Origin of the sequence: Mesorhizobium sp. WSM4313 (assembly GCF_002294725.1) — a bacterium.
Lineage (GTDB): Bacteria > Pseudomonadota > Alphaproteobacteria > Rhizobiales > Rhizobiaceae > Mesorhizobium.
The window spans coordinates 221695-241090 of record NZ_NSFT01000004.1; the positions used below are offsets into that span (position 1 = coordinate 221695).

19 protein-coding genes and 1 pseudogene are annotated in these 19396 nt (G+C 62.8%); 5 read left to right on the forward strand and 15 right to left on the reverse strand.

Annotated elements, in window-relative coordinates; all coding sequences use genetic code 11:
* Positions 1 to 127: 127 nt before the first annotated feature.
* The gene (locus CK219_RS11615; RefSeq protein ID WP_095766905.1) at positions 128 to 724 is read left to right on the forward strand and encodes a DUF922 domain-containing protein; all 597 of its coding nucleotides are present in this window, start codon (positions 128 to 130) and stop codon (positions 722 to 724) included.
* Positions 725 to 754: 30 nt separating this feature from the next.
* Here the strand turns inward: CK219_RS11615 and CK219_RS11620 are convergent, their stop codons facing one another.
* The 6 genes from CK219_RS11620 to CK219_RS31130 form a co-directional block, all read right to left on the reverse strand.
* A complete protein-coding gene (locus CK219_RS11620; protein WP_095766906.1) occupies positions 755 to 1765 on the reverse strand; it encodes an endonuclease/exonuclease/phosphatase family protein in 1011 nt (336 codons plus the stop codon).
* A 126-nt stretch (positions 1766 to 1891) separates the two neighbouring features.
* Positions 1892 to 3349 (reverse strand): AMP nucleosidase, encoded by a 1458-nt coding sequence (locus CK219_RS11625; protein WP_224606368.1) that lies wholly within the window; start codon positions 3347 to 3349, stop codon positions 1892 to 1894.
* 218 nt (positions 3350 to 3567) lie between these two features.
* Entirely contained in the window at positions 3568 to 3762 is a 195-nt protein-coding gene (locus tag CK219_RS11630) for a hypothetical protein (RefSeq protein WP_095766908.1), read from the reverse strand.
* A 66-nt stretch (positions 3763 to 3828) separates the two neighbouring features.
* Positions 3829 to 3963, reverse strand: coding sequence for a hypothetical protein (locus CK219_RS32575; protein WP_263481629.1), 135 nt, complete (start codon positions 3961 to 3963; stop codon positions 3829 to 3831).
* A gap of 348 nt (positions 3964 to 4311) precedes the next feature.
* Positions 4312 to 4653, reverse strand: coding sequence for a DUF2147 domain-containing protein (locus CK219_RS11635; protein WP_095766909.1), 342 nt, complete (start codon positions 4651 to 4653; stop codon positions 4312 to 4314).
* A 69-nt stretch (positions 4654 to 4722) separates the two neighbouring features.
* Positions 4723 to 4911, reverse strand: a complete 189-nt coding sequence (locus CK219_RS31130) for a hypothetical protein (RefSeq protein ID WP_141245326.1) — start codon at positions 4909 to 4911, stop codon at positions 4723 to 4725.
* A gap of 179 nt (positions 4912 to 5090) precedes the next feature.
* Here CK219_RS31130 and CK219_RS11640 point away from each other — a divergent pair, with 179 nt between their 5' ends.
* Together CK219_RS11640 and CK219_RS11645 are read left to right on the forward strand one after the other, a co-directional pair.
* Positions 5091 to 5357 carry a sel1 repeat family protein gene (locus tag CK219_RS11640; RefSeq protein ID WP_027164869.1) on the forward strand — a complete coding sequence of 89 codons (267 nt, stop codon included), beginning with the start codon at positions 5091 to 5093 and terminating at the stop codon, positions 5355 to 5357.
* 367 nt (positions 5358 to 5724) lie between these two features.
* Positions 5725 to 6846: an ABC transporter substrate-binding protein gene (locus CK219_RS11645; RefSeq protein WP_095766910.1), complete on the forward strand. Its 1122-nt coding sequence runs from the start codon at positions 5725 to 5727 to the stop codon at positions 6844 to 6846.
* A 139-nt stretch (positions 6847 to 6985) separates the two neighbouring features.
* Here the strand turns inward: CK219_RS11645 and CK219_RS11650 are convergent, their stop codons facing one another.
* From CK219_RS11650 to CK219_RS11690, 8 genes are all read right to left on the reverse strand, one after another.
* Positions 6986 to 8950: an acetyl/propionyl/methylcrotonyl-CoA carboxylase subunit alpha gene (locus CK219_RS11650; protein ID WP_095766911.1), complete on the reverse strand. Its 1965-nt coding sequence runs from the start codon at positions 8948 to 8950 to the stop codon at positions 6986 to 6988.
* A gap of 271 nt (positions 8951 to 9221) precedes the next feature.
* Positions 9222 to 9752 (reverse strand): O-acetyl-ADP-ribose deacetylase, encoded by a 531-nt coding sequence (locus CK219_RS11660; RefSeq protein WP_095766912.1) that lies wholly within the window; start codon positions 9750 to 9752, stop codon positions 9222 to 9224.
* Positions 9753 to 9754: 2 nt separating this feature from the next.
* A complete protein-coding gene (locus CK219_RS11665) occupies positions 9755 to 11362 on the reverse strand; it encodes a carboxyl transferase domain-containing protein (protein WP_095766913.1) in 1608 nt (535 codons plus the stop codon).
* A 9-nt stretch (positions 11363 to 11371) separates the two neighbouring features.
* Positions 11372 to 12271: a hypothetical protein gene (locus tag CK219_RS11670; RefSeq protein ID WP_095766914.1), complete on the reverse strand. Its 900-nt coding sequence runs from the start codon at positions 12269 to 12271 to the stop codon at positions 11372 to 11374.
* A 9-nt stretch (positions 12272 to 12280) separates the two neighbouring features.
* Positions 12281 to 13444, reverse strand: coding sequence for an isovaleryl-CoA dehydrogenase (locus CK219_RS11675; protein ID WP_095766915.1), 1164 nt, complete (start codon positions 13442 to 13444; stop codon positions 12281 to 12283).
* Between the two features lie 42 nt (positions 13445 to 13486).
* A complete protein-coding gene (locus CK219_RS11680) occupies positions 13487 to 14134 on the reverse strand; it encodes a TetR/AcrR family transcriptional regulator (protein WP_095766916.1) in 648 nt (215 codons plus the stop codon).
* 220 nt (positions 14135 to 14354) lie between these two features.
* Complete coding sequence (locus tag CK219_RS11685) at positions 14355 to 14636, reverse strand: acylphosphatase (protein WP_095766917.1); 282 nt, start codon at positions 14634 to 14636, stop codon at positions 14355 to 14357.
* Positions 14637 to 14849: 213 nt separating this feature from the next.
* Complete coding sequence (locus CK219_RS11690; protein ID WP_095766918.1) at positions 14850 to 15962, reverse strand: pyridoxal phosphate-dependent aminotransferase; 1113 nt, start codon at positions 15960 to 15962, stop codon at positions 14850 to 14852.
* 165 nt (positions 15963 to 16127) lie between these two features.
* Here CK219_RS11690 and CK219_RS32125 point away from each other — a divergent pair, with 165 nt between their 5' ends.
* Positions 16128 to 16709 (forward strand): tetratricopeptide repeat protein, encoded by a 582-nt coding sequence (locus tag CK219_RS32125; RefSeq protein WP_245340456.1) that lies wholly within the window; start codon positions 16128 to 16130, stop codon positions 16707 to 16709.
* A pseudogene (locus tag CK219_RS32720) lies at positions 16679 to 17738 on the forward strand (sulfotransferase). The gene CK219_RS32125 and the pseudogene CK219_RS32720 overlap by 31 nt, the downstream one beginning before the upstream one ends.
* A 153-nt stretch (positions 17739 to 17891) precedes the next feature.
* Here the strand turns inward: CK219_RS32720 and CK219_RS11700 are convergent.
* A complete protein-coding gene (locus tag CK219_RS11700) occupies positions 17892 to 19079 on the reverse strand; it encodes a porin (protein ID WP_095766919.1) in 1188 nt (395 codons plus the stop codon).
* Positions 19080 to 19396 lie beyond the last annotated feature (317 nt).

Consider the following 19396-nt stretch of genomic DNA (forward strand, 5'->3'; position numbering starts at 1 on the left):
GACCGGGCCGTCTCGACCGCCGCTCCAACAGGCCCGGCGAAGGTCGGGTAGCCGCGCCTTATCGGCAGAGACCGTTGAAGCCGGGCGCCGAGTATGGTCTGCTTGGCCTTCAAACGAGGAGGCGGACATGCGGCGCATCAGCCTGGCGATTTTAGCTGCTGCCGGCCTGCTTTCTTGCGCGCCTGCCTCCGCCGGCACCAAGCTGACCGTGCATGTGCGCAGCTATGACGTCACCGGCAGGACCGGGGCTGAACTGATCGAGGCGATGGATGGCCTCGGGCCGAGGCACGGCCATGCCACGCGCGCCATCGCCGAGACCGGCTATACCGTGCATTGGAACCTCGACGTGAAACGGGACAACGGCATCTGTCGGCTGCGTCAGGCCACCGGCATGATCGACCTGACCTACACCTTTCCGCGCCTCACGTCCCCATCCGGCCCGGTCCTGCGCGAGCGCTGGGACCGTTTCATGGCCGGCGTGCGCCAGCATGAGCATACCCATGGCCGCATCGCCAAGCAGATGATGCGGGCAACCGAGACGGCGCTTGCCGGGCTCGAGCGGCCGGATAACTGGTTCTGCACCGGTCTTCGCTGGGACGCCAGGCATCGCATCGACACGATCTATGCCGACTACGAGGCCAGGCAGAATGCCTTCGACGCGCGCGAGCACCGCGACGGCGGCCATGTCGAGAAACTGGTCAATGCATTGATGGGGAAGAACTGAAACTCCAGCCGTTCGCCTACCAAGCGGACGTCAGCTGCGCGGCTTGGCCGGCGCGTCGTTCGCCGCCAGTGCCGATTTGTGCTCGTCCTCGGGCGCGTTGCTGTCGGTCGGCAGCGTGAATTCGACCAGGACCGGCAAATGGTCGGAGCCGATGTCCTCCAGCCGGGCCGATGACAGGATCGTCACCCCGCCCTTGCTGAACACCTGGTCGATCGGCAGGCCCGCATAGCGGCGCAGAAAGTCAGGCAGCGTGCGGTGGATCCAGGTCGGACCGGCCGAAGGCATCAGCGTCATACCGCTCATTCGCGCCACCCGCCGCACCGCCGCGCTCCACGGCACGGCATTGCAGTCGCCCGCCATGATGGCGGTCTCGCCGAGCGCGGCCAGCGGTTGCGCCAGTTCGCCGATCTGCCAGGATTGCTCCTTCGGCCACGGCCAGCTGAGATGGATCGCGGCGACATTGACCGGAATGCCGCCGAAATCGATCATGGCGGTAGCCATCGCGCCGCGCGGCTCGCAACGCGGCGCGGTGCCGGCGGCGAAGGGACGGCGCGAGAGCAGCGCGACGCCGAAAATGCCGTTGGGGTAGTCGCACAGGATACGATAGGGGTAGGCGCCGGCGATATAGCTGAGCTCCTTCGCCCACATGCCGGACACTTCGTCGAGCGTGATGACGTCCGGGTTGGTCCTGCCGATCAGCGACAGCACCTTCTTCGGCGTCGGGTTGTTGAAGCGCAGGTTCATCTGCAACAGCCTGTAGGTGATGCGGTCGGCCGGCTTTGCGACCGCCTGCTGCGCCGACAATCTGGGCAGTGCGCCCGTCGTCGTAACGAAGCAGGCGATGGCGAAGACCAGCACGGCGACGGCCTGCAGCCGGTAGGGACCGGCCAGCAGGGCCAGCGCGAGCAAGGCCGTCAGCAGGCTCAGATGCATGCGGAAATGAGAGAAGGAATCGAAGGCCGGATGCAGCGCGCCGAAGAACCCGGCCAAGAGCGCAGCCGAGCATGCCATCATCGCCAGGACTATCAGCTGAGCCATCATGCTCAAGCGCGCACCGCCCGTTGTCATTTTCTCCGAACCCCAGTCTTCCGTTCGGACCGGTTATCGGCCAAATTGCGGCCCAAGCAAGACGACCGATTGCCTCGCCGGTCGCTGGCAGGCGTGCGGCTATTGGAATGCCGTTTCGGAAAAGCTTCTGAGCTTGCGCGAATGCAGCCGCTCCATCGGCATTTCGGCCAGCTTCTCCATCGCCTTGATGCCGATGGTCAGATGCTGCGCCACCTGTCGCTTGTAGAACTCGGTCGCCATGCCGGGCAGCTTCAGCTCGCCATGCAGCGGCTTGTCGGAAACGCACAGCAGCGTCCCATAAGGCACGCGGAAGCGGAAGCCGTTGGCGGCGATGGTGGCCGATTCCATGTCGAGCGCGATGGCCCGGGACTGCGACAGGCGCTGCACCGGTCCGCGCTGGTCGCGCAGCTCCCAGTTGCGGTTGTCGATGGTGGCGACGGTGCCGGTGCGCATGATGCGCTTGAGGTCGTAGCCCGACAGGCCGGTCACTTCGGCGACCGCCTCTTGCAGCGCCACCTGGATTTCGGCTAGCGGTGGGATCGGCACCCAGACCGGCAGGTCGTCGTCGAGCACATGATCCTCGCGCACATAGGCATGCGCCAGCACATAGTCGCCCAACGCCTGCGTGTTGCGCAGCCCGGCGCAGTGGCCAAGCATCACCCAGGCATGCGGCCTCAGCACCGCTATATGGTCGGTGATGGTCTTGGCGTTGGACGGGCCGACGCCGATATTGACCATGCTGATGCCGCCATGGCCCGGCTTCTTCAGGTGGTAGGCCGGCATCTGCGGCAGGCGGTGCGGCGGCGTTCCTTCCGGGACCGTCTCCCCGTTCCTGGTCACGACATTGCCGGGTTCGACGAACTCGACATAGCCGCTGTCGCCATTGGCCATCAACTCGCGGGCGCGCGCCACGAATTCGTCGATGTAGAACTGGTAATTGGTGAACAGCACGAAGTTCTGGAAGTGCTGCGGGCTGGTCGCCGTGTAATGTGTCATGCGGTGCAGCGAATAATCGATGCGCTGCGCGGTGAAAGGCGCCAGCGGCCGCGGCTCGCCGAACGCCACCTCGAAGGTGCCGTTGGCGATCTGGTCGTCGGTGCCGTCGAGATCGGGCACGTCGAACAGGTCGCGGATCGGTCGCTTGATGCGCTCGGCGGCGGCGCCGTCGACATAGGTGCCTTCCAGGAAGGCGAAATGCAGCGGGATGGGTGTCGTCGATTCCGAGACCGTCACCGTCACGCCGTGATTGCGCATGATGAGCCGAAGCTGCTCGATGAGATAGTTCTCGAACAGTTGCGGCTGCGTGATCGTGGTGGCGAAATGGCCGGGCGTCGGCATATGGCCATAGGCCTGGCGCGAGTCGACCTGGCTGAACGAGGTCGTGGTGACGCCGATCTGCGGATAGAAGGCCCGGTAACGCTTGCTTTCATCTCCGCCCGCGGCAAGAGCCGAGAAAGAATCGCGCAGGAATTTGGTGTTGCGGTCGTACAGCGCCTGCAGCGCCGCGACGGCCTTTCTGGCGTCGTGGAAGTCCTGCTTGCCGAAGGGCTCCGGCATGACGACCGAGTCGATAGCTTGAGGGTAGATTCGCTTTTCCATGGCTCAATATAGAGACTCAGGAGAGCGCTTGGGAGGGGTGAGCGGACAGGAACCGCAACCCAGCTGGAGATTTTTGTTATCGCTCCAATTCAAGGTGTGACCTGATTCAGGTCAGGCCGAGTCGAGAAAGGTGGATTCCGAGAACCGGCCTACGCCTCACCTGAATATCGTCACATCTACCCGCGCTGCAGGCTGATCAGCAGCACGAAGCCTACGCTGGTGTTCTTGTGCGGCGGCGCCTCGATCCTATGGCTTGTATCGGCCCGCATCATCGGCACCGCCAGCACCGGGGCTGCCAGCAGCATCAGGATAAGCATCGCCCGCGGCAGCAGCCGGAGGATCTTCGTTGCATTGTCGGCGATGCGGTTCATTTCGGTGGTGTCCCGGTTTTCAGCTTGGTCGATTTTAAGCTCTGTCGTTTCAGCGCTCGATTTGGTTCACGAGGCCGACAATGCGGGCACCGGCCGTTCCCAAGGGCGGGCCGAATGACCGGCCTCCGCCACCAGGATGGCGAAGAGCATGCCGAACAGGCTCATCAGCAGGCAAACGATGGTGAAGCGACGGGCAAGCATTTCTCTCTCCTTCAATGCGGGAGAAAATGCCTGACGGCCTCTGAACCGGTTCTGAGACCGGTATTCATCTGCGGTTCAAATTGATTGACGAGGGTCTTGCACGGTGCCGGTGCCACAGCGCGGCGGAGCGCTGTCGCTGCAATAGAAAACGGGGCCGCGTAGAGCAATTCCAGGAAAATTGTGAGCGGTTTTCCGTTCGGGATTGCGTCAAACAAAGACGCAATTCCAGGAAAGGTGTGAGCGGTTTTCCGTCCGGGATTGCGTCAGACAAGGAAATAGGGCGTTTCACCGTTCCGCAAAAACGGTGAAACGCCCCTTGGCCGTCTCGTATGGTCTGGAGTTTGGCGCTTAGAGCTTGTGCCAGGTCTGGCTCTTGCAGATCAGGCCGCCGAGCACGCAGCCGCTCATCTTGAGCGCGGTGCCCGAGAGCGTCGCCTTGCCGGAATAGGTCTTGTCGTTTGCCGGGTCGGTGATGCTGCCGGCATATTTGTTGTCGCCGGCCGCCTTCAGCGAGCCGATCGTCTTGCCGGCGTATTTGCCGGTCTTGAGCGTGATCGAGAAAGAACCGCTCCCGCCGATCGCCGCGGTGTCGCCGGCCTGCGTCTTCCAGTTGCCTTCGATCGGGTCAGCGCATGCGGCGCCCGCCATGATCAAGGTGGCCGCCAGGGCCAGAGTCAGCTTTCGAAACATCGTGTCCACCTCCCTATGGGGTTGCGGCGGGCTCCAGTCCGCCTTCCTGCCCCTTACGCAAAGGTAAAGCTAATCCAGCCGCCGCCAAAACGAAAGCGGTGCCGCGACGGAAGGTTGCAAGGATTTTCGCCACGCGGCCGACTGAAGATAAACGCGATCGAAAAACGCTTCGGTTTCCGTGGTTAGCGAAGTCTTGATTCCGCCGCCGGCAATTTTCATCGAATTTGGCGCAAAATGGCTGAAACGCTGGATTCCCATGCTTAACGGTTTTCCGCGTTTACCTCTTGTTTTAGCTTTGTTTTCCTCAAATTAAGCAAGCCATTTAACGACAGATTCAAGGCCAGCCGTCATCCTCGAAAGCATCGAAAGAGCGGCTCGTCCCGAGGGGATACCACGGGAAAAGGAGGCAGCTCTCGGGAGCCAGACAGGGGATTGAAATGGCACGCTTTGAAATGCTTGAGGACGGCTTCGGCGCCATGGGGGCAACTGCCCAGGCCGACATTCTTTTCGAACTGGGCATGATGTATGCGACGGGCCGCGATTGCGAGACCGATGTCGTTGCCGCCCACAAATGGTTCAACATCGCCGCGATCAAGGGCTCGGCCCGCGCCGCCGAGCTGCGCTCGGAACTGTCGGCCACCATGTCGAAAGTCGAGATCGCCACGGCGCTGCGCGAAGCCCGCGAATGGATGACGATGCACTGATCCTCAGCGCGTAGCGCTCAGAGCTCATCGGGACAAGGCCGCGAAAAGACGGCCGGTCAAGAAGAACGAGAACGTGGCGGGTTGAGACAACCGAAGCCACGCAAAAAACAGGGAAGCGAGCGGGTTTCAGGCGCGGGGGCGTCTGGGGAGCTCGACTGCAAAAGCCGTGACCGACCGAAACAAGGTCGGCGCGGCTTTTTGAATTACGCTTGGTAATCAGGCGCGTGGCCCAAGAAATCCTCGTCGGAATGAACCAAAGCCGGCCTCACTGTCCTCTCGACAGTTTCGGCGAAGGGTGAAATTGTCCCGGCTCTGTGGAAGAAGCGCGGCCGGATCGGCACGCGCAAGTGGAGGAGTTCTTATAGTCATGAAAAAATTGGGTATTTTGAGCGCGGCCGCTTTTGGCCTGATGATGAGCGCCCCGGTTGCCTTCGCCGACGACATCACCATTTCGGTGGTCGGCCCCATGACCGGCCAGCTCGCCACCATCGGTGACCAGTTCAAGCAGGGCGCGCAGGCCGCCGCCGACGCGATCAATGCGGCTGGCGGCGTCAACGGCTCCCAGATCAAGCTCGACATCGAAGACGACCAGTGCGATCCGAAGCAGGCGGTCTCGGTCGCCAACCGCATCGTCGCCAACGGCGTCAAATTCGTCGACGGCCATGCCTGCTCGGGCTCCAGCATTCCGGCCTCGGCCGTCTATGCCGAAGCCGGCACGCTGATGATGAGCCCCGCCTCGTCCAACCCGGTGCTGACCGACGCCGCCGCCAAGGCCGGCTGGCCGACCATCATGCGCCTCTACACGCGTGACGACGCGCAGGGCGCCTTCATCGGCCCCTGGATCGCCAAGAAATACGCCGGCAAGAACGTTGTCGTCCTGCACGACAAGAGCGCCTACGGCCAGGGCGTTGCCGACGCCGTGAAGGCGACGATGAATGCCGGCGGTCTCAAGGAAGTCGATTACGAGGGCATCAATGCCGGTGAGAAGGACTATTCGGCCCTCGTCACCAAGCTGAAGGAACTGAAGGCCGACGTCGTCTATTTCGGCGGCTATCACCCCGAGGCGGGTCTGATCCTGCGTCAGGCGGCCGAGCAGAACGTCAAGTTCCAGCTGATCATGCCGGACTCGATCGCTTCGCCGGAATTCTGGCAGGTTGCCGGCCCGGCCGGTGAAGGCACCATGTTCGTCTTCCCGTCGGACCCGCAGGCCAAGCCTGAAGCGAAGGACGCGGTCGCCAAGATCAAGGCCGGCGGCTTCACGCCCGAGGGCTTCACGCTGTTCTCCTATGCGGTGATCCAGGCTGTGGCCGAAGGCGTCAAGCGCGCCGGCACCGACGATCCGGCCAAGGTCGCCGAGGCGCTCAAGGACGGCAAGCCGATCAGCACCGTGGTCGGCGACGTCATCTTCGACGAGAAGGGCGATCTGAAGAACGCCAGCTACGACATCAACCAGTGGCACGATGGCAAATACGCGCCGATCAAGCCGTAATCGGTTCTGCAAGAATCAAGGAAATGGCCGGGACGAGCCCGGCCATTTCCGTTTGTGCTGCGGCATTGACGTGCAGGGGAGGTTGTCCCGCCATACCTAATTATTTTGTCTCGTTAACGAGACAATTCGAACAGCCGCCTCAGCCCTGCCCATTCTCCGCAAACCGCACCAGCACCGTGCCGTCGCTGACCTGCGCGCCCTCTGCCGCGATCTCGGCGATCACGCCGTCATGTGGGGCGGCGATCATGTGCTCCATCTTCATCGCTTCGAGGATCAAAAGCGGCTGGCCCTTGATCACGGCATCGCCCGCCGCGGCGCGCACCAGCTTGACCAGCCCCGGCATCGGCGCGCGCAGGCTGCTTGAGGCGGCTCCCGCCTCGTCGGCCTTGGCGAGCGGATCGGGGACTGTGAACGTATAGCCGACCGCGCCCTCGAAGACGGTGACATGGCCTGGCCAGCGGGCGGCATGCGGCATGGTCCTCAAATCATGTGTGTTCACCGCATCATGCGGCGCCTCCAGCGCCACCTGGAAGCGGCCGTCCGAGCGTGCCGAAACCCGCGCCAGGATGTTCTCCTCGCCATAGCGCAAGCGGGTGCGGCGCGAGAGCGGGTGGAAATGGGCATAGCTGGAAAGCGTGGACCAGGGATCGGCGGCGGAAGCGGGCACGGCGGTATCCGCCGCCGCCAGCGCCGCGGCTGCGATCGTCTCGTCGCTCGGCGCGGCAATGGCGGTGAGCGCCGCCTGGTGCCGGCCGATCAGTCCGGTATCGAGATCGCCGGCAGCGAAATCGGCGTCGGCAGCGAGCGCCGCCAGGAAGGCGGTGTTGACGGTCGAGCCGGCCACTTCTGTCCGCGCCAGCATCTCGCGCAGCGTGCCGAGCGCCGACGCCCGATCCTTGCCGTGCGCTACCAGCTTCGCGATCATCGGATCATAGAAGGGAGAGATTGCATCGCCGGCGCGCACGCCGGTCTCGATGCGTATCGCGGCGCCTTCCGGCGCCGCGTCGGGGAATTTGAGATGATGCAGCGTGCCGGTCGCCGGCAGGAACCCTCTCACGGCGTCCTCGGCATAGAGGCGGGCCTCGAAAGCGTGGCCGAACAAAGCGATCTCATTCTGCATCTTCGGCAGCGTTTCGCCGGACGCGACGCGAAGCTGCCATTCGACGAGATCGACGCCGGTGACCATCTCGGTGACGGGATGCTCGACCTGCAGTCGGGTGTTCATCTCCATGAACCAGAAGCGGTCGGCCTTGAGCCCCTGAGAGGCGTCGACGATGAACTCGATCGTGCCGGCGCCCGAATAATTGATCGCCTTGGCGGCCTTCACGGCCGCCTCCGTCATCGACTTGCGCAGCGCCGGCGTCATGCCGGGGGCAGGCGCTTCCTCGATCACCTTCTGGTGGCGGCGCTGCGCCGAACAATCGCGTTCGAAAAGATGCACGGCGTTGCCGAAATTGTCGCCGAACACCTGCACTTCGATGTGACGCGGCTTATCGACATATTTTTCCACCAGCACGCGATCGTCGCCGAACGCCGCCTTCGCCTCGCGACGCGCGCTGGAAAGCGCCTCCGAGAAATCGTCGGGATGGTCGACGCGCCGCATGCCCTTGCCGCCGCCGCCGGCGCGCGCCTTGATCAGCACCGGGTAGCCGATCTCGCGCGCCTTGGACGCAAGCAGGACGATTTCCTGTGCTTCGCCGTGATAACCCGGCACCACCGGCACGCCGGCCTTTTCCATCAGCCGCTTGGCGGCGTCCTTCAATCCCATGGCGCGGATCGAGGCAGCGGAAGGACCGATGAAGACAAGGCCTGCCGCCGTCGCCTGATCGACGAAATCGGGATTTTCCGACAGGAAGCCGTAGCCGGGATGGATGGCCTCGGCGCCGGTGGCGAGCGCCGCCGCCACGATCCTGTCGCCGCGCAGATAGCTTTCGCCGACGGGCGAGGGGCCGATATGCACGGCCTCGTCGGCCATCTCGACATGGAGCGCGCGGGCATCCGCGTCCGAATAGACGGCGACGGTGCGCACACCGAGCCTGCGGGCGGTTCGGATGACACGACAGGCGATCTCGCCGCGATTGGCGATTAGGATCTTGCCGAACATGAAGCCTCCGCAGCCAGGGTGTGTCTCGGGCGACGACGGCATACCTTCGCGCCCCCCTCTGTCCTGCCGGACATCTCCCCCACTTGGGGGGAGATTGGCAGCTTTGGCGCAGCCGCTCTCTTTTCAACGATAGTGATTGGCGAAAGCCGTCGTGACGTCCGATCTCCCCCCAAGAGGGGGAGATGTCCGGCAGGACAGAGGGGGGCGCTGTCCCGCCAGCCTCTCCAGCTGATCATCTGAATTTGCCTGCACTGAGCCTTTTGCTTCAAGGTCAGCTCTCCCCAATGGCCGCAACGGCCTGCCGATATAACTCCGCAGTCTGCTCGTCGAAGCAGCAGAAAGTAACCGTATCCGGCAGCGCATTTTGCCCCAGGAAGGCGCTTACGGCACGAACAGCGATCCCGGTCGCCTGGTCTTTCGGATAGCCGTAGATGCCGGTCGAGATCGCAGGGAAAGCGATGGTTCGACAATCATGGCCGAGCGCGATTTCGAGCGAGCGCCGGTAGCAGGAGGCGAGCAGCTCGGCTTCGCCCTGGCCGCCGCCTTGCCAGACTGGACCGACCGTATGGATGACGTAACGCGCCGGCAGCCGATAGCCCTTGGTCAGCTTGGCGTCGCCGGTGTTGCAGCCGTGAAGCGCGCGGCACTCGGAGAGCAGCTCCGGCCCAGCCGCGCGATGGATGGCGCCGTCGACGCCGCCGCCGCCCAGCAGCGAAGAATTGGCGGCATTGATGATGGCGTCGACCGCGAGCCTGGTGATGTCGCCGGTGTGGATACGGATCCTGTCGCCGAGAGCACTCATCGTCACATCCTGAACACGCCGAATTTCGTCGCCTCTATTCCGGCATTGAGAGCCGCCGAAAGGCTGAGCGCCAGCACGTCGCGGGTCCTGGCCGGATCGATGATGCCGTCGTCCCAGAGCCTGGCCGAGGAATAGAGCGGGTGACCCTCATGCTCGTATTTCATCAGGATCGGCTTCCTGAACTTCGCCTCCTCCTCGGCGCTCCATTCACCGCCCTTGCGCTCGATGCCCTCGCGCTTAACCATGGCAAGCACCGTCGCCGCCTGCTCGCCACCCATCACCGAGATGCGCGCGTTCGGCCACATCCACAGGAAGCGGGGCGAATAGGCGCGGCCGCACATGCCGTAATTGCCGGCGCCGAACGAGCCGCCGATGATCACCGTGAGCTTCGGCACCTTTGCGGTGGCGACCGCCATCACCAGCTTGGCGCCGTCCTTGGCGATGCCGCCGGCCTCGTATTTGCGCCCGACCATGAAGCCGGTAATGTTCTGCAGGAAGATCAGCGGGATGCCGCGCTGGCAACAGAGCTCGATGAAATGCGCGCCCTTCAGCGCGCTTTCGGAAAACAGCACGCCGTTGTTGCCGATGATGCCGACCGGCATGCCGTGCAGATGGGCAAAGCCGGTGACCAACGTCGCGCCGTAATTCTGCTTGAACTCGTCGAACTCCGAGCCGTCAACGAGCCGGGCAATCACCTCGCGCACGTCATAAGGCTGGCGCAGATCCGTCGGCACGATGCCGTAAAGTTCGCTCGGGTCATGAAGCGGCGGCACCGGTTTCTGCAGATTGAGCTTTAGAGCCTTGTTCCGATTCAGGTTCTTGACGATGCGCCGGCAAATGGCCAAGGCGTGCTCGTCGTCCATCGCATAGTGGTCGGCGACCCCTGAGAGCCTGGTGTGGACATCGGCGCCGCCGAGCTCCTCGGCGCTGACATCTTCTCCGGTGGCGGCCTTCACCAGCGGCGGGCCGCCGAGGAAGATCGTCGCCTGGTCGCGCACCATGATCGTCTCGTCCGACATCGCCGGCACATAGGCGCCGCCCGCCGTGCAGGAACCCATGACGCAGGCGATCTGCGGGATGCCGGCGGCCGACATATTGGCTTGGTTGTAGAAGATGCGGCCGAAATGCTCGCGGTCCGGAAACACCTCGTCCTGGTTGGGCAGGTTGGCGCCGCCGCTGTCGACCAGATAGACGCAAGGCAAGTTGTTCTGCAGCGCGATCTCCTGCGCCCTGAGATGCTTCTTCACCGTCAGCGGATAATAGGTGCCGCCCTTCACCGTGGCGTCGTTTACGACGACCATAACTTCGGTGCCCTCGACGCGGCCGACGCCGGTGATGATGCCGGCCGAGGAAATGTCCTCGCCATACATCGACCATGCCGCGAACTGCCCGACCTCAAGGAAGGGGGAGCCGGTGTCGAGCAGTTGCGCCAGCCGCTCGCGCGGCAACAGCTTGCCGCGTGAGACGTGGCGTTCGCGGGCTTCGTCCGAGCCGCCGCGCTCGACGCTTGCCGCCTTCTCGGCGATGTCGGCGACCAGTGCCCGCATGCGCTCCGCATTGGCGCGAAAGGTGTCGGAGGAGGGGGAAATTTGAGTTTGCAGTGTGGCCACGGTCGATTCCTATTGCTCTGCCACGATTTGCAGCGTGCCGTTTCGCCGCTCGAAGATACATTCAGACAGAAGGTCGGGTTCGCTTCGAAAAACATTGGCGATCAATACGTGGGCTATCTGCACCGCCCTCGGCAAACGCTTGTCGAACACAATAATCGCGTCGCGTTGCGGAATGGCTATGACGACGCCCTCGGGGAATTGGGGTTCGAGCAGGGCCCAGAATTTGTCAGTCAGGAGAAGGGCGGGCGAGATCGCTTCGTCACCTTCGACGCTGAAGATGGATATCCCTTCGCGAATTCTCTCCTGTTTTACCTTGGACATCTGCCTATCGATGTTTGCGAGAGCAAGTTGGCGAAGTTGTGCGAGGGAACGTCCTCCGACATCAGACTTGGGTACGCTGCGAAGGGAATCTTCATCGTCGATCTGGTAGAGGACGACAACGTCACCAGCGAGATCCTCGTAGACGGGATCCTTTTCGGGCACCGCGCCGCCTTTGAAAGCATCGAGATGCTCGCGAGGGCGAATGTTCGCTATCACGTGATCAGCGTCGAAGCCTGTGTTGGTGTCGGCAAAGACAAGAACGTTCAAGAATCGCTGGATTTCGGACTCGATATCCTCGGAGGGTAGTTCGCGAAGGCGACCCAACAAATTGGTGACGTCGACCTCGAGATTCTGATCCTTACCTGAGAGCACTGTCGTTACATGCAGACGAGCCGGATCGATAGGGTCGGGAGCAACCGCTTTGACACGACTGTCAGTCTTCAACCGCGAGATCACTTCGGTTCGCAGCGCATCCGCATCCTTGAACAACGGCGTGCCGGAATGCGCTGTCGCGACGAATGCCAGGAGCAAAATCGAAGTGACAATCGCGCCCACAATTCGTTTGAGATCCAGTGGCAGCCTTGGCATTTTAAAAGCTCACGTCCCCTCCGCCATGATCTCGCGGCCGATCAGCCAGCGGCGGATCTCGCTGGTGCCGGCGCCGATCTCGTAGAGCTTGGCGTCGCGTAAGAGCCGTCCCGTCGGATAGTCGTTGATGTAGCCGTTGCCGCCGAGCAGCTGGATGGCGTCGAGCGCCATCTGCGTCGCTTTCTCGGCGGCGAACAGCACACAGCCGGCGGCGTCCTTGCGCGAGGTCTCGCCGCGGTCGCAGGCGGCCGCAACCGCATAGACGTAGGCCCGCGCGGCGTTCATCGTCGAGTACATGTCGGCGAGCTTGCCCTGCACCAGCTGGAAGGTGCCGATCGGCTGGCCGAACTGCTTGCGCTCATGCACATAGGGCACAGCGACGTCGAGGCAGGCCGCCATCAGCCCGATCGGGCCTCCGGATAGCACCGCGCGCTCATAGTCGAGCCCCGACATCAGCACCTCGACGCCGCGTCCTTCCTCATGCAGCACGTTCTCGAACGGCACCTCGACATCCTCGAACACAAGCTCGCCGGTGTTGGAACCGCGCATGCCGAGCTTGTCGAGTTTTTGCGCCACCGAAAAGCCGGCCATCGTCTTCTCGACGATGAAAGCCGTGATGCCGCGCGCATGGCGTTCCGGATCGGTCTTGGCATAGACCACCATCGTCCCGGCGTCAGGACCGTTGGTGATCCACATTTTCGAGCCGTTGAGCACGTAGCGGTCGTTGCGCTTTTCGGCGCGCAGGCGAAGCGACACCACGTCCGAGCCGGCGCCTGGTTCCGACATCGCCAACGCGCCGACCGTCTCGCCCGAGCAAAGGGCAGGCAGATACTTCTCCTTCTGCGCCGGCGTGGCCCAGCGGTTGATCTGGTTGACGCAGAGGTTCGAGTGCGCGCCGTAGGAGAGGCCGACCGAGGCGGACGCGCGCGAAATCTCCTCCATCGCGACGACATGCGCGAGATAGCCCATGCCGCTGCCGCCGAAGTCCGGATCGGCGGTGATGCCGAGCAGGCCGAGCGCGCCGAGCTCGCCCCAAAGATGCGCGGGAAATTCGTTGCAACGGTCGATCTCGGCCGCGATCGGCGCGATCCTGTCCTGGGCGAAGCGCCGCACGGTGTCGCGCAGCGCCTCGATGTCGCTATCAAGTCCGAAGTTCAGCGTATTCGTGTACATGCCGTTCCTCCCTGCGCCGGTCTTCGCGGAGATCGCGCCGTATCAGAGTGCCACGGCGTCCCTGGCGCGCCCCGAGGGACGCGCGGTGCCATGGCTGATTGTCGCGCCGACCAGGCGCATTGTCATCGAAAGATATGATGCCGTGACTTCGACGATCGACAGCCGCTCGCCCGGCCGGAACCAGACGATGACGCCGGTCATCATCTGGATCAGCGCCATGGCAGTGAGCCCGGTGTCGTCGACCTGAAAGACACCAACCTCGGCGCCGTCGCGCAGGATCGTGCGCAGTTCCTTCTCATAGGCCGTGCGCATTTTGAGGATCTGCGTCAGCCTTTCATGCGAAAGGCTGCGCAATTCCATGTTGGAGACATGGGTGGCGTGACGCCGCCCGATGTGGAAGGCGATGTGGTTTTCGACATAGGCGGTGAGCCGGTCCACCGGATCGACGCTCGCCGGTCGCGCCGCTTCCCAAGCCTCGAGCAGGCCTTCCATATGCTCTCGCATCAAGGTGAAAAGCAGATCTTCCTTGGTCGGGAAGTAGCGATAGAGCGCTGCCGCCTGCACGCCGACCTCGGCCGCCAGCTGCCGCATCGACATCGCCTCGTAGCCGAGGCGCGCGATCAGGCTGACCGCCGCCTCGCGAACGGCCGCTTCGGTTTTCTCCCCGTCGGAACCTGTGGTGCGCGCCATGTTTGCCTCTGGCAGCAATAATAAAACGAACGTTCAATTAATTCAAGCTTCCAATTTTCCCTCGAGGGTGCGGCTGTCGCATACGAGTTTATCGGCGAAGGCCGACGCAACGCCGTTATCCTCGGGCTTGTCCCAAGGATGACGCCAATCAAGGCATGCCGGCTATCCGAACTCCCAAAGCCGTATGCGATTGCCCCTCCTTCAGAGGAAGCTACCTGGCCTATACGATGATCCTGAAATCCAAGGGCGCTTCTTCGGCCGCTTCCTCGATCTCGACCTTCGAGACGAGCGCGCCCCGCGGCCCTTGCCACAGGCGTTCGATCATCGCCGTGACAGCGGCATCGGCGCCGGCGATCAGTGCGGTGACCGAGCCGTCACGCTCGTTGCGCACCCAACCCGTCAGCCCGAGACGTATCGCTTCTGCGCGCGCCCAGACGCGGTAACTCACACCTTGAACCGTACCGGAAACGCGCGCCCGAACGATTCTATGCTCGCCTTGCATTGCCTGTGCTCCGCGTTGCACTTCGCGGAATCTGGCACAGCAAAGGGCAAAGGCAACAGGGGCTTGGGCCAGGGTGTGTTGAGATTCAGGTCAGGCCAAGCCGAAAATGGTGGCTTTCGAGAACCGGAGCGGAGCGGACATTCGGGTCCGTGAGCACCGGAAGCGCGGAAAACCAGCATTTGCAGGCTGGCATCACCTGAATATCAACACATCCTAGTTCCCCCGCGCCGCCGCCAGCGCGCCCGGCAACTCCTCGGCGAAGATGTCGAGCTCATGGTCGAGCCCGACGCTGACCCTGATGCAGCGGTCCAGCACCGGCACCATCGGCTTGCGGATGAACACGTCGCGCGACAGGAGGCCCTGCATCACCTTCAGCGCGAAGGCGCCGTCACGGCCGCAGTCGATGGTGACGAAATTGGTTGCAGACGGCAACGGTTTCAGGCCGTTCTGCCTGGCAATGGCTGAAATACGCTCACGGCCTGCCGCAACGCGCGCCACCACCGAGCGCAGATAGTCCTGGTCGGCAAGCGCCTCGAGGCCGGCGACCTGCGCCATGCGGCTGACGCCGTAATGGTTGCGGATCTTCTCGAAGTCGCGGATCACCTCCGCCTCCGCCACCGCGTAGCCGCAGCGTATGCCGGCCAGGCCGTAAGCCTTGGAGAAAGTGCGCATGCGGATGACGTTCGGCCGTGCGACATCGATCGCCGGCAGCGCCGAGGCCGGTCCCAGCTCGCCATAGGCCTCGTCCAGCACCAGCATGGTGGTTTCCGGCAGCGCTTCGATGAAGCGCACGACATCCGGCGCCTCCCACCAGCTTCCCATCGGATTGTCGGGGTTCGAAAGATAGACCAGCGGCGCCTTTTCGCTCGCGACCTTGGCGAGAAGGCCGTCCAGGTCTTCCTTGTCATTGGCATAGGGCACCGTCACCAGGCAGCCGCCGACGCCGGCGATATGGAAATTGAAGGTGGGGTAGGCGCCAAGCGAGGTGACTACCGCATCGCCGGGGCCGACATACATGCGCGCCACCAGGCCGAGCAGGCCGTCGATGCCTTCGCCCACGACCACGTTTTCGACGGCCACGCCGTGATGCGCGGCAGCTGCCACCTTCAATTCGTAGTTGTCGGGATCGCAATACATCCACTGGTCGCGGGCAACGCTTTCCATGCGGGCTATGACGCGCGGCGAAGGCCCGAAGCTGCTTTCATTGGCGCCGATGCGGGCCCGGAACGGCCGCCCGCGCTCGCGCTCCTGCGCCTCCGGCCCGACGAACGGCACCGTGGTGGGAAGCGCGCCGATGATCGGCGTAAGGGGAGGGCGACGAAGCATGGCGCAAGCTCGCTTGAGAAAGGGTCTTCTTGCTAGCGTGCGCGAGGGGTGGGTGCAAGTTGGGCGACAAGCTGAAATCAGCTGGCTTGACCGGCATCCGGCGTCAGCTCTTGAGAGGTTTGCCGCTCGCATGGGTCTGGTGGACGCAGCGGCGGACGTCTGCCGTTGGCCTCCGAATTCGATGCGGACGACGTCTCGCTGGATTCTCCCTGCCGCTTTTGCTGGCGAGACGGCATGAGCAGCCGATTGCCGCCCGCCTGGGCAAAACACCTCAAGACTCGACCTTCGGCCAAGGCGCCGCCACCGAGGGCCGTGGGGCCGGCCGTTCAGTCAAAACCCGGCCCGTCGCGCGGTTCGGCCGACGAACTGATGTTGAAGCAGGCGCTCGAGTTGCAGGAGGCCGGGCGTTTGACCGAGGCCGAAGAACTCTGCCTTCGCGTGCTGGCAAGGACGCCGAACCATCCACTCGCCCTCTATATCCAGGGAACGCTCGGGATCGGCTATGATGATGAAAAGGCGCTGGGCTATTTTGCCCGCGCGGTCGCCGAGGAACCGCAAAATCCATATTATCATCTTACCCTCGGTGAAACCTATTTGCGGCTCAGCGAATTTTCGCCGGCGATCGAGCATATCAAGCACGCCCTGGCTCTGAAGCCGGGTCTGGTGGAAGCGATTTGCGCCCTGGGCGACGCTTACAATTCTTTTGACAGGGGGAGTTGGCGCTGCCGCTCTTTGAGAAGGCGCTGAGGATCAACCAGGATCATCCTGTAGCCCGCCTGGGGCTCCCCCGCGCGCTTGCAAGCCTCGGCCGCATGGACGAGGCTGCAGTTCATCTGAAGGCGGCGATAGAACGGCGCATTGCGGTGCCGGCCGCGTACAATGCACTTGTGCACACACGCAAATACCTTGAAGGGCCGCCGGAGCTGGCGGCAATCCTGACCGAGCTTCAGAACCCGGAACATGGATCGGAGGGAGCGCCAGCGCTCCATCACGCCGCCGGCAAGGTGCTCAACGACCTTCGTCGCTACCGGGGGGCAATGGATCATTTCAAGCAAGGCAATCAATACGGAACTGGTAAATTCGACCTGGAAGCCCACCGTCGCTGGGTCGATGCCACGATCGAGACCTTCACACCGGAGTTGGTGGCTTCAATGGTCGCTTTCGGCAATCCCACTGAGGTGCCCGTATTCGTCGTCGGCATGCCTCGCTCCGGCACGACGCTGAGCGAGCAGATTTGCGCCAGTCATCCCAGTGTCCACGGCGCCGGCGAGCTCAGCAAGCTTGCACGAACTGCCGGTGGGCTTGGCCTGAAGGATCGCTCAACCCTGACCTTGGCAAATGGATCGCCTCGACGACGCCCGAACTGACCAGGACGCTGGCCGACGGGCGTCTCTCCTATCTGCGCGAGCGTGCTCCCGAGGCGCTTCGGATCGTCGACAAGATGCCTCACAATTTCGAGCAGTTTGGCCTAATCGGCATTCTGTTTCCGAATGCGCGCATCATTCATTGTCGCCGCGACCGGGCCGGATCTTCGAAAACCGGTATGAGGCCTTGGTTGAAAATCAGGAGGAGCAGTCGCGCCGGCTCATAGACTATCTCGGCTTGCCTTGGGACGAAGCCTGCCTGCGCTTCTTTGACCGGAGCGGCTCCGTGAACACCTATAGCAATTGGCAGGTCCGCCAACCGATCTATACGTCCTCCGTCAAGCGATGGAAGAATTACGAGAGCGAGATCCAGCCCCTGATCGACGCGTTGGGCGATTTGGCCGAGACCTGACCTTGGTTTCAGTTTCAGTCGGTGGTTCGATGTCAGGCGGATGATGGCCCGTCAGGTATTGAGTGCCGTCGTAACGGCTTGATTTAATGGCATTCCATTACAAAAAACCCGGCGGTTGCCCGCCGGGTTTTCGATTCAATCGGGCAGTGCCTGTTAGAACGAGCGCTGGAAGCGGAGCAGACCGCCGACGCTGTTCTTCTTGTCGGCGCCGGTGAAGTTGACGACGTCGGCACCCGAAACCCAATCATCGAACTTGCCGAAGTGATCCCAATCGACTTCGGCCGTGACCGTAAAGCCGGGGACGATGTCGTAAGCGACGTTCGCGGCCACGCCGTAGTTCTTGTCCTCGTCACCCGACACCTGGAGGTTGAACGAGGTCTTCTCGTTGAACTTGTAGGTGCCGCCGGCCCAGAATGCCCAGTTGCCGCCCCAGATTTTATAGAAGCCGCGACCACCGGCCCCGATGGCATAGGTCGGGTCGTTGAGGTTGTCGTCGCTGCCATAGCCGAACATGCCGAACAGCGACAGTTCGTTGGTGACGTTCACGTCCAAACGAACCTTGCCGGCGACTTCTTCATAGTTGCTGTCGTAAGCAACGACGCCGGTGATGGCGCCCCACCCTTGAGTCCACTTCACGCCGCCGACGACATGCGGAACGTAGCTGTCGATCGTGCCGACGACGCCCGAACCTTCTTCCAGCGAGACCACCGCCGAGAAGCCGTTGCCGGCGTCGAAATAGTACTGGACGACGTTGGTGTCGAAGTCGCCATAGGGGACGATCGTATCCTGGATGACGTTGCCGGCGTAGCCGATGAACGTATCGAAGGCCGATTCGTCCTTACCGACGCGGAGGCCACCGAGCTGGATCCAGGCGAAGTTCAGCGAAACGTTCTTGTTGCCGGCAGGATTGCTGTTGAATTCATCCGCTGCCGTGGTCGGATCGTCTGCCGATGGGTAGCCGTTGCGGTTGCCGAAGTTGAAGCGGGTCTCGGTGTAGGTCTTCAACGTGCCGAGCTCTGTTTCCTGGCCGGTCCAGGTCTTCAGCGTGAAGCGGGTGTTCTTGTAGAAGGTGCTCTGCTCATCGCCGTCCTCATGGTCGAACGACTTGGCGCCGTCGAACGAGCCGACGTCGCCGACGCCGATGTCGTAACGGACATAACCGCCGACGCGCAGGCAGGTCTCGGTGCCGGGGATATAGAAGTAGCCCGAGCCGTACACGTCGCAGATCTTGACGTATTCAGCCGGTTCCGGCTCGGCGACGGTCACCGCGTCGGCGGCGCGGGCGCCCGAAACTGCGATCAGGGCCGCAGCTGAGCCGAGAAGAAGGCTCTTGATGTTCATTTTCTGACCTCCAGTCAGAATCGAACGCAAGCGATGTGGACTCTCGGCCAAGATTATGGGCAATGCCTTGTTATTGCGCTCTTTTTCGCCCCATGCAGCGTGATGAAGGGCGTCTGCCGGTGATTGCGTGTCCGGTTTCCGGTCTACGATGGCGCTCCAATGAAGGCGCCTCTGCTGGCTCGAAAAGGCCTAGTAAGTCACGATTCGCCTCGTCTGGGCCGATGCGATGCCGATGCTCCACCGCTTTCAGAAGCTGCCGGCCTAACGATTTTTCGGCGATTATGGCGCCGGCTTGTTGATTGTGCCCACGCTTTTCT